Annotated in this window: 7 protein-coding genes and 1 tRNA gene; 5 read left to right on the top strand and 3 right to left on the bottom strand. The window is 71.7% G+C overall.

Features of this window, described 5'->3' with window-relative positions; translation table 11 throughout:
- Positions 1-932: zinc ribbon domain-containing protein (locus J7I94_RS07760; protein ID WP_215166170.1), on the top strand; the 932-nt coding region annotated here is incomplete at its 5' end.
- A gap of 106 nt (positions 933-1038) precedes the next feature.
- Here the strand turns inward: J7I94_RS07760 and J7I94_RS07755 are convergent.
- Positions 1039-1114, bottom strand: a tRNA-Thr gene (locus J7I94_RS07755).
- Positions 1115-1289: 175 nt separating this feature from the next.
- Here J7I94_RS07755 and J7I94_RS07750 point away from each other — a divergent pair.
- From J7I94_RS07750 to J7I94_RS07735, 4 genes are all read left to right on the top strand, one after another.
- A complete protein-coding gene (locus tag J7I94_RS07750) occupies positions 1290-2690 on the top strand; it encodes an RNA-guided endonuclease TnpB family protein (protein WP_215166169.1) in 1401 nt (466 codons plus the stop codon).
- Between the two features lie 392 nt (positions 2691-3082).
- Positions 3083-4213, top strand: a complete 1131-nt coding sequence (msiK, locus tag J7I94_RS07745) for a diacetylchitobiose ABC transporter ATP-binding protein MsiK (RefSeq protein ID WP_215166168.1) — start codon at positions 3083-3085, stop codon at positions 4211-4213.
- Between the two features lie 241 nt (positions 4214-4454).
- Positions 4455-4910: a hypothetical protein gene (locus J7I94_RS07740; RefSeq protein WP_215166172.1), complete on the top strand. Its 456-nt coding sequence runs from the start codon at positions 4455-4457 to the stop codon at positions 4908-4910.
- A 175-nt stretch (positions 4911-5085) separates the two neighbouring features.
- Positions 5086-5817: a nucleotidyltransferase family protein gene (locus J7I94_RS07735; RefSeq protein ID WP_215166167.1), complete on the top strand. Its 732-nt coding sequence runs from the start codon at positions 5086-5088 to the stop codon at positions 5815-5817.
- Positions 5818-5918: 101 nt separating this feature from the next.
- Here J7I94_RS07735 and J7I94_RS07730 read toward each other — a convergent pair whose 3' ends face one another.
- Both J7I94_RS07730 and rlmB read right to left on the bottom strand, forming a co-directional pair.
- Positions 5919-7691, bottom strand: a complete 1773-nt coding sequence (locus tag J7I94_RS07730) for a DoxX family protein (protein ID WP_215166166.1) — start codon at positions 7689-7691, stop codon at positions 5919-5921.
- Between the two features lie 98 nt (positions 7692-7789).
- A complete protein-coding gene (gene rlmB, locus J7I94_RS07725) occupies positions 7790-8728 on the bottom strand; it encodes a 23S rRNA (guanosine(2251)-2'-O)-methyltransferase RlmB (RefSeq protein WP_215166165.1) in 939 nt (312 codons plus the stop codon).
- Between the last annotated feature and the right edge of the window lie 76 nt (positions 8729-8804).

Genomic DNA, 8804 nt, shown 5'->3' with positions numbered 1-8804 from the left:
CCGCGGCCCCCGCCGCCCCCGACATGGGCGACACCATGGCCCACCGCGCCCGCTCCCTCCTCGTCCCCGTCGCCGACCCCGAGGCCCGCACCGTCCCCTCGGACCCGGCCGTCGCCCCCGTCCTGCCCGGCGTCCCGGTGGCCGACCGGCCCACGGTACGGCCCGTGGGACCGCAGGAGGGCGAGAGCGGCCCGCCCTGCCCCTGGTGCGCCACGCCCAACCGCGTCGACCGCCACTTCTGCGTCCGCTGCGCCATGCCGCTGGCCGGCGACGAACGCCAGGACGCCCGCCCGCTCCCCTGGTGGCGCCGTATGTTCCGGGGCACCCAGGAGACCCCCTGGGCCGGCGACCGCCCCCGCCTGCGCCGCACCTTCGACCAGATCGGCACCTGGATCTGGATCGCGGTCACCATCACCGCGGTGGTCCTCGGCATCATCTACATCCCCGACGGCTACCAGGCCACCCGCGACCACTTCGCCAAGCGCGCCCCGGTCGCCCCGGACTCGGTGAAGGCGTCCCGCTCCTACCCCGGCCACAAGCCGGAACTCGTCTTCGACAAGCTCAGCAACACCTGGTGGGGCCCGGGCGTGGCCCAGTCCGGCGAGGGCGAGTGGATCGAGGCCCGCTTCACCGAGCCGGTCCGCCTGCTCGACGTGATCGTCACCTCGGGCGTCTCCAGCCGCGCCGACAAGCTCCAGGAGCAGGCGCTGCCGCACCGCGTCAAGGCGACGATCACCATGAAGGACGGCACCAAGAAGACCCGCGACCTCACCCTGGACCAGGCGGCCGGCGGCCAGCGCCGCGCCTTCCGGGTCGGCGAGGTCAGCGCGGTCCGCTTCACCATCGAGTCCGCGTACGGCACCTCCGACAAGAAGCAGGTGGCCATCGCCGAGGTCGAGTTCTTCAGCCGCTCCACGGGCGACGGCTCCTGACCGCCCCCCGCCCCGGAAACGGCCCTCGCCTGTCACAGGCGGGGGCCGTTCCCCGTCCCACGCACAGAACCCCAGGCCACGAGCCACGTGACCTGGGGTTCCCCAGAGCCCCCTGTCGGATTCGAACCGACGACCTGCTGTTTACAAGACAGCCGCTCTGGACCGGACTGAGCTAAGGAGGCATCGCGCACTACAACACCGCACGCGAAAGCGCCTCCACTGTACACAGCCCCCGTTTCCCTGAGCCACGCACTTCAGCTCCCCCACTCCATCGGAACTGCCCGTAACCACCCCGAGTACCCGTTCGTTGATCGGTCTGACGTGCTGTTCCGAAGATCGGATCGTCGGGGAGGGAACATGGGGGAACCGGCACAGAAACCGGCGGCCGTGCCAGGCGAGGAGGCCGCACGCATCAAGCGGGAACTCCTCGGCATCGGCGACCGCCGCAAGCACCACGCCCGCAAGGCGACGGCTCTGAAAAGCCACGTGAGGGAGCCGGACACTCACCACCGCCTCTACCGCTTCCGCTTCTATCCGACCGAGGAACAGGCACGGCAGTTGCAGCGGACGTTCGGTGCGTGCCGATGGGTCTACAACGAGGGCCTGGCCCTGCGTCTGGAGGCCTGGGAGCGGCACCGGGTAAAGGTGGGGTTCGCGGAGTCGTGCCGGGCACTGACGGGGTGGAAGCGGAGCGAGGGGACAGCGTGGTTGGCAGAGGTGTCGTCGACCGTCCTCCAGCAGTCCCTCCGCCACTTGGATCAGGCGTTCGGCCAGTTCTTCAGAGGTGAGGCAAAGTTTCCGAGGCGGAAGAGAAAGGGCCGATCCCGGGACGCGGCGACCTATGTGCGCACGGGTTTCCGGTGGGCCGAAGATCCGGAGCGGCCAGGTACAGGGCTGATCACTCTGGCGAAGCAGTCCCAACCGTTGGACATCCGCTGGTCGCGGGCGCTTCCTGCGGGAGTGGACCCGGTGCGACTGTCGGTGACGCGGGATCGAGCCGGCCGCTACTTCGTGGCCGCCTTGGTGGAGGAACGCATCGTGCCGTTGCCCGCCACCTTCGTGCCGGAGACTCGGGCGCCGAAGGCGGTGGGTATTGACCTGGGGCTGGCTGCGCTAGTCACCTTGGACGACGGGACGACGATCGGTCATCCAAGGTTGCTGAAGCGGTACGGGGAGAAGCTGGCGCGGTTACAGAGCGATTTGCACCGAAAAGTGAAGGGTTCGAGGAACCGGGACCGAGTCAGGCGGAAGATCGCGCGCCTCTACGCTCTCATCTCGGATGTCCGCAGGGACACGTTGGACCAGTTGACCACCCGCCTCGTGCGCGAGAACCAAGTGCTCGTGGTGGAGGACCTGTCCGTGGCGACGCTGCTGCGTGCGGCGCGGGGTGCCGGAAGAAAGCGCAAGGCGAAGCTGAACCAGGCGATCTCGGACGCTTCCTGGGGCGAGCTGTTGCGGCAGTTGCGATACAAGTGTGAGTGGTACGGGCGGACTCTGGTGATCGTGGACCGCTTCTTCCCTTCGACCCGGCGTTGCTCGTCCTGCCATGGCAAGGGGCCGAAGCTGGACGTCTCGGTCCGGGAGTGGACGTGCACCGGGTGTGGCGTGGTCCATGACCGGGATGTGAACGCGGCTGTGAACCTTCGGGACGAAGGGATGCGCCTGTACTGGCTGGTGGCGACCGCGCTGCCACCGGGAAGGAATGCCCCGGCGGTGATCAAGGCATCGGAACTGGGGGAGTGTGTGCCGGCCGCATAGGGGCGGCCGTTGCGGTACGGACCGACGGGCCGTCGGCCGGAATGCCTGCGGAGCCTGTGTGAGACCGCTCGCACCCGGTGCGTGAGCACTGCGACCGAGCGGCGGCGGGCTGTGAAACAGGAAGCCTCGAAGCAAGGTCACAAGTGCGTCGCTCTGCCGACCGTCCCGAGAATTTGGGCGAAGTTCACGCCGCCTCAGGTACTGACAGACCAGGTGAACGCGGGGTACCGTCCTGACCCAGTTCACCTGTGTGGCCTACACCAGGCACGAACCTCCACAACTGAACATCCACGGACACCGCGACGGCCCGGATCACGGACCCCCGTCGTGGCACCACCTTCCTACAACGGATCGTCCGGCACGTTCCTGCCGGTAGAAGGGGGCCTTTCACCATGGCCACTGTCACGTTCGACAAGGCGACCCGGGTCTACCCGGGTTCCACCAAGCCCGCCGTCGACGGCCTCGACATCGAGATCGCGGACGGCGAGTTCCTCGTCCTCGTCGGCCCGTCCGGCTGCGGCAAGTCCACCTCCCTGCGCATGCTCGCGGGCCTGGAGGACGTCAACGGCGGCGCCATCCGCATCGGTGACCGCGACGTCACCCACCTGCCGCCCAAGGACCGGGACATCGCCATGGTGTTCCAGAACTACGCCCTGTACCCGCATATGACCGTCGCCGACAACATGGGCTTCGCGCTCAAGATCGCCGGCGTCAACAAGGCGGAGATCCGGCAGAAGGTCGAGGAGGCCGCGAAGATCCTCGACCTCACCGAGTACCTGGACCGCAAGCCGAAGGCGCTCTCCGGCGGTCAGCGCCAGCGTGTCGCGATGGGCCGCGCGATCGTCCGTGAGCCGCAGGTCTTCCTCATGGACGAGCCGCTGTCCAACCTGGACGCCAAGCTCCGCGTGTCGACGCGTACGCAGATCGCCTCGCTCCAGCGCCGTCTGGGCATCACCACCGTCTACGTCACCCACGACCAGGTCGAGGCCATGACGATGGGCGACCGGGTCGCCGTGCTGAAGGACGGTCTGCTCCAGCAGGTCGACACCCCGCGCAACATGTACGACAAGCCCGCCAACCTCTTCGTCGCCGGCTTCATCGGCTCCCCCGCGATGAACCTCATCGAGGTGCCGATCACCGACGGCGGCGTGAAGTTCGGCAACAGCGTGGTGCCGGTCAACCGGGACGCGCTCAAGGCCGCCGCCGACAAGGGCGACCGCACGGTCACCGTCGGCGTCCGCCCCGAGCACTTCGACGTCGCCGAACTGGGTGGCGGTGCCGCCCTGTCGAAGGCCGCCGCGGACGCCCCGGCCGGCCTCGCGGTCACGGTCAACGTCGTCGAGGAGACCGGCGCCGACGGCTACGTCTACGGCGCGGTCCAGGTCGGCGGCGAGACCAAGGACCTCGTGGTCCGCGTCAACAGCCGCGCGATTCCGGAGAAGGGCGCCACCGTGCACGTCGTGCCGCGGCCGGGCGAGACCCACGTCTTCTCGACCTCCACCGGCGAGCGCCTCTCCGACTGACGAGGGCGGAAGCGGACGGACGAGGTTTCGCGGGGAAGGTTCACCCGCGTTGACGAAAAGGGCCCCGCGGCCTTGCCGCGGGGCCCTTCCCGTTGTCGACAAATACCCCGGCACACCAGACGTTTCGACCCTCGTTCGTCAACCTCCCGCCCCCACGGACCCCCTTTCTCATCCCCCGAACCGGTGACTAAATGTCGCCAAATCATTACCGGACGCTACCCTCACTCGCGTGAAGCACTCCGTGAAGCACTCCACCGCCCTTAAGACGCGACGCGGCCGGGGACCCGCCCGCCGGATCGGCCGCTCCCTCGCCTTCGTCCTGCCCGTCGTCCTGGTGCTCTCCGGGACCCTCGCGGTCACCCGGGTCAACTGGTCGGGGGCACCCTCGAACTCGGTGCTCACCGCGTCGGACGTCACCGCCCCCGAGGCGTCCTCGCCCGCCGCCGCCCGCGCCCCGCAGGAGGTGCTGCGCGACCGCCTGCTGACCGAGTTGCAGGAGGAGGACCCGGGCGTCGCCCTCACCCACCTCCAGGAGGCCGTCGACGAACGCCCGGCGCTCGCCCGGCACTGCGCCTCCATCGCCCGCGCCCTCGGCCGGGCCGCGGTCCGCGTCTACGGCCCGACCCGTGCCCAGTCCTACTCCCGTCCGGTCTGCGACACCGCCTTCGCCTCGGGCGTCCTGTCCGCCCACAGCTGACCCGTGAGAGGGCCGGCGGCCCGGCGACGCCCCCGGGGGCGCGGCCCCGTGACACCGTGCGGCTCCGCCGCGCGGACGCGACCGGTCACGTACCGCCCGCCCCCGCCGGACCCCCGCGCCCCCATGCCGGACCACGGCGTACGTCCCCGAGCCGCACCCCCGTAAAGTGCGGCTCATGACCGACCCGACCGTGTCCCGCCGCCCCACCCAAGCCGTCGTCCTCGCCGGCGGCCAAGGCTCCCGGCTGCGCCCGTACACCGACGACCGGCCCAAGCCGATGGTCGAGATCCCCGGCACGGGGACGCCGATCATCGGTCACCAGCTCGCCTGGCTCGCCGAGGAGGGCGTGACGGACGTGGTGGTCTCCTGCGGCCACCTCGCCGAGGTGCTCCAGCAGTGGCTGGACGACACCGACCTGCCGGTCTCCGTGACGACCGTCGTGGAACCCGAGCCGCTCGGCCGCGGCGGCGGCCTCAAGTACGCCGCCGCCCACCTGCCCCATCCGGACCGCCCCTGGTACGCCACCAACGGCGACATCTGGACCCGGTTCTCGCTGCGCGACATGGCCGACTTCCACACCGAGCGGGACGCCGTCGCCACCCTCGCCCTGGCCCGTCCGCGGCTGCCGTGGGGCGCCGTGCAGACGGACGGGTTCGGCCGCATCACCGACTTCATCGAGGCGCCCCCGTCGACGTTCGAGATCAACGCGGGCGTCTACGTCTTCTCCCCGGCGTTCGCCGCGATGCTCCCGGAGCGCGGTGACCACGAGCGGACGACGTTCCCCCGGCTGGCCCGCGAGCGCCGGCTGTCCGGCTTCCCGATCCCCCAGGGCTCCTACTGGCGGGCGATCGACACCGCGAAGGACCTGACGGAGGCGGCGAAGGAACTGGCCGCGCTGAACCGCTGAACCACCCGCCCGTAGAGGGCGCGGAAGGCAAGCCGAGGGGCCCCGCACCTCCGTGTTTCACGGAAGTGCGGGGCCCCTGCGGGTACGTCCGTCCCGTGCGGTCAGCCCAGCAGGCCCCCGACGAGACCGGGCCGTCCGGAGGAGGTCGTCCCGCCGTCGCCGCCGCCACCGGTCTCCGTGCCGGAGCCGGTGCCCGTACCGCTGGTCGCGGCGGAGCCGTCGCCCGTGGTGGCGCCGCCGCCCGTCGGCCCGGAACTGGTGCTCGGGGCCTGTCCGGCCGGGTCGGACCGCGGCGGCGGGGCCTGCCCGCCCGTGGTCCCCTGGGTCTGGCTCGGCGCACCGCCCGTCACGGCACCGTCGGTGGTGCGGGTCGCGCCCGGCGTGGTGGCCGCGCCGCTGGGGCCGGTCGTCGTCCCGGAGGTGGCGCCCTGGGTCGGCGAGGTGGACGCCTCGGGGCTGCCGCCTTGCCGCTCACCGGGCTCCTCGGGGAGCGGCGAGCCCGGCAGTTCGTTGCGCGGGCTCTCGCCCGGCCCGGGGACGACCACCCGGTCCGCGTCGCGCACGGCACCGCCGAGGAGCGAGCCGACCAGCAGGGTCACGCCGGTGACGAGGAAGGTGATCAGGGCGCCGCGGCGCAGCACGTACCGGCGCAGGTCCCAGATGTCGGACCGCGGGCCCAGCCGCCGCCAGGCGCCGCCCGCGAGCCGGCCGTCGACCGAGTACACCGGCGCCCCGGCGATGACCAGCGGCGACCAGGCGGCGAGGTAGATGATGTCGGGGGCGTCGTAGACGGGAACGCTCTTCCAGCTCACCGTGAGCAGCAGGGCCGCCGACAGGAACGCGCCGACCGCGGCGGCCACCCGCTGCCAGCAGCCGAGCACGGTCAGGACGCCGACGATGACCTGGAGGAAGGCGATGACCAGCCCGGAGCCGACCGGGTGGGCGAGGGCGAACTGACGCAGCGGCTCGGCGACTTCCCACGGGTGCAGGGTGTTCAGCCACTTCACCATGGAGCCGCGTTCGCCGCCGTCGAAGTAGACCGGGTCGCAGAGCTTGCCCATGCCGGCGTAGACGGAGATGAAGCCGAGGAAGACGCGCAGCGGGAGCAGCACGACGCCCAGGTTCATCCGGCGGCCGGGGTAGTAGGCGTGCCGCGCGGGGTCGTCGGTGTGCTGCCGTCCGGAGCGCGGTCCGGACGGTCGGGAGCCGTCGTCCGTCTCGTCCTCGTAGGCGCCGTACTCCTCGTCCGGGCAGGGCGGTTGCCCGAAGCCGGGTTCGTCGTAGGCGCTGCCGACGGAGCGCATGGCGGGGAGCAGCCGGGTCCCGTCGGTACTGCCGCCGGTACTGCCGCCGGTGCGCTGTGCGCCGACGACCGGGGTCGGGAGCGTCTGGGTGGAGCGGTCGTCGTACTCGTCGTACTCGGCGTACTTGTCGCCGTACCCGTCGTCGTAGCCGTCGCCTGGCGGGCCGCCGGCGTCGACGTGCGGGATGACCTGGGTGGCGCCGGTGTCGGCCGGGGCGGCGCCGGCCCGTACGGCCTGGAGCAGCCGGTGGGCACCGGTGTCGTCCGGGTCGGACCGGCCGCTCCAGACGACGGGACGGCGGCGGGCGGGCGCGGCCGGGGCGCCCGTCCGCCCGTCCGTGCCGACGACGGGGATGCGGGCGGTGTCCTGGGTGGCGCTCAGGTGCCGGGTGATCCGCGCGGACCTGGTCCGCCCCGTCGAGGTCCCCAACTGCACGCGGAAACTCGCGTGGTTGACGATGACCTCGGCCGGATCGCTCGGCACCTTCACCATGCTCAGCGCGGGAGCGTCGTCGATTCCCGACGAGCGGTCCCCCGTGGGTGTGCGGGGTGTTCTGGTGTCCACACTCATCTAACCGAGTGACGTGACGTTAGGACACTGCCTTGACCCGCCGGATCTGTCCGGACCCCGTCAAGATCACCCGCACCAGCGGCACCGTCCGGTGTCCGTCAGGAACGCCTGCGGGCCGCCTCGTAGAGCACGACGCCCGCCGCCACACCGGCGTTGAGCGACTCGGCGCCGCCCGGCATCGGGATGCGCACCCGGAAGTCGCAGGTCTCGCCGACGAGCCGGGACAGTCCCTTGCCCTCGCTGCCGACGACGATGACGACGGGCCCCGCCAGGGCCTCCAGCTCACCGACCTCGACCTCCCCGTCGGCGGCCAGCCCGACGACCGTGACACCGGCCTTCTTGTACTGCTCCAGCGCGCGCGTCAGGTTGGTGGCGCGGGCGACGGGCGTACGGGCGGCCGTGCCGGCGGACGTCTTCCAGGCGCCCGCGGTCATCCCGGCCGCGCGCCGCTCGGGGACGACCACGCCGTGCCCGCCGAACGCGGAGACGGAGCGGACGACGGCACCGAGGTTGCGCGGGTCGGTGACCCCGTCGAGGGCGACGATCAGCGCGTCCTCGCCGTCGTCGGCGGCGGCGTCGAGCAGGTCCTCGGGGTGGGCGTACTCGTAGGGCGGCACCTGGAGGACGAGCCCCTGGTGGTTCAGCCCGTTGGTCATGCGGTCCAGCTCGGGGCGCGGCGCCTCCATGAGGTTGATCCCGCCGCGCTCGGCGGCGAGCTGGAGCGCCTCCCGTACCCGCTCGTCGCTGTCGATGAACTGCTGGACGTAGAGCGTGGAGGCGGGCACGCCCCCGCGCAGCGCCTCGACGACGGGGTTGCGGCCGACGACCATCTCGGAGGCCGACCTGCCGCCCCGCCGCGCCTGCGTGCGCCCCTGGGCGCGGCGGCTCTTCGCGGCGGCGGCGCGCTGCTTGACGTGTCCCTTGCGCATCTCGGCGGGCGGCGTGGGCCCCTTGCCTTCCAGGCCCCGGCGCCGCTGGCCGCCACTGCCGACCTGCGCGCCCTTCTTGCCGGACATGCGGCGGTTGTTAGCGGCCATGAGTACGTGTCTCGCTCTCTGATGTCTGTCAGTACGTCTTATGCAGTGTGCCGCCCGGGGGGCCGGGCGGCACAGT

The organism is Streptomyces sp. ISL-12, from assembly GCF_018614415.1.
Taxonomy (GTDB): Bacteria; Actinomycetota; Actinomycetes; order Streptomycetales; family Streptomycetaceae; genus Streptomyces.
This window is presented reverse-complemented; position numbering and strand designations above follow the sequence as displayed.

Coding starts and splice junctions, on each gene's coding strand:
- J7I94_RS07750 (WP_215166169.1), top strand. CDS start 1,290: ATGGGGGAACCGGCACAGAAACCGGCGGCCGTGCCAGGCGAGGAGGCC.
- msiK (WP_215166168.1), top strand. CDS start 3,083: ATGGCCACTGTCACGTTCGACAAGGCGACCCGGGTCTACCCGGGTTCC.
- J7I94_RS07735 (WP_215166167.1), top strand. CDS start 5,086: ATGACCGACCCGACCGTGTCCCGCCGCCCCACCCAAGCCGTCGTCCTC.
- J7I94_RS07730 (WP_215166166.1), bottom strand. CDS start 7,691: ATGAGTGTGGACACCAGAACACCCCGCACACCCACGGGGGACCGCTCG.
- rlmB (WP_215166165.1), bottom strand. CDS start 8,728: ATGGCCGCTAACAACCGCCGCATGTCCGGCAAGAAGGGCGCGCAGGTC.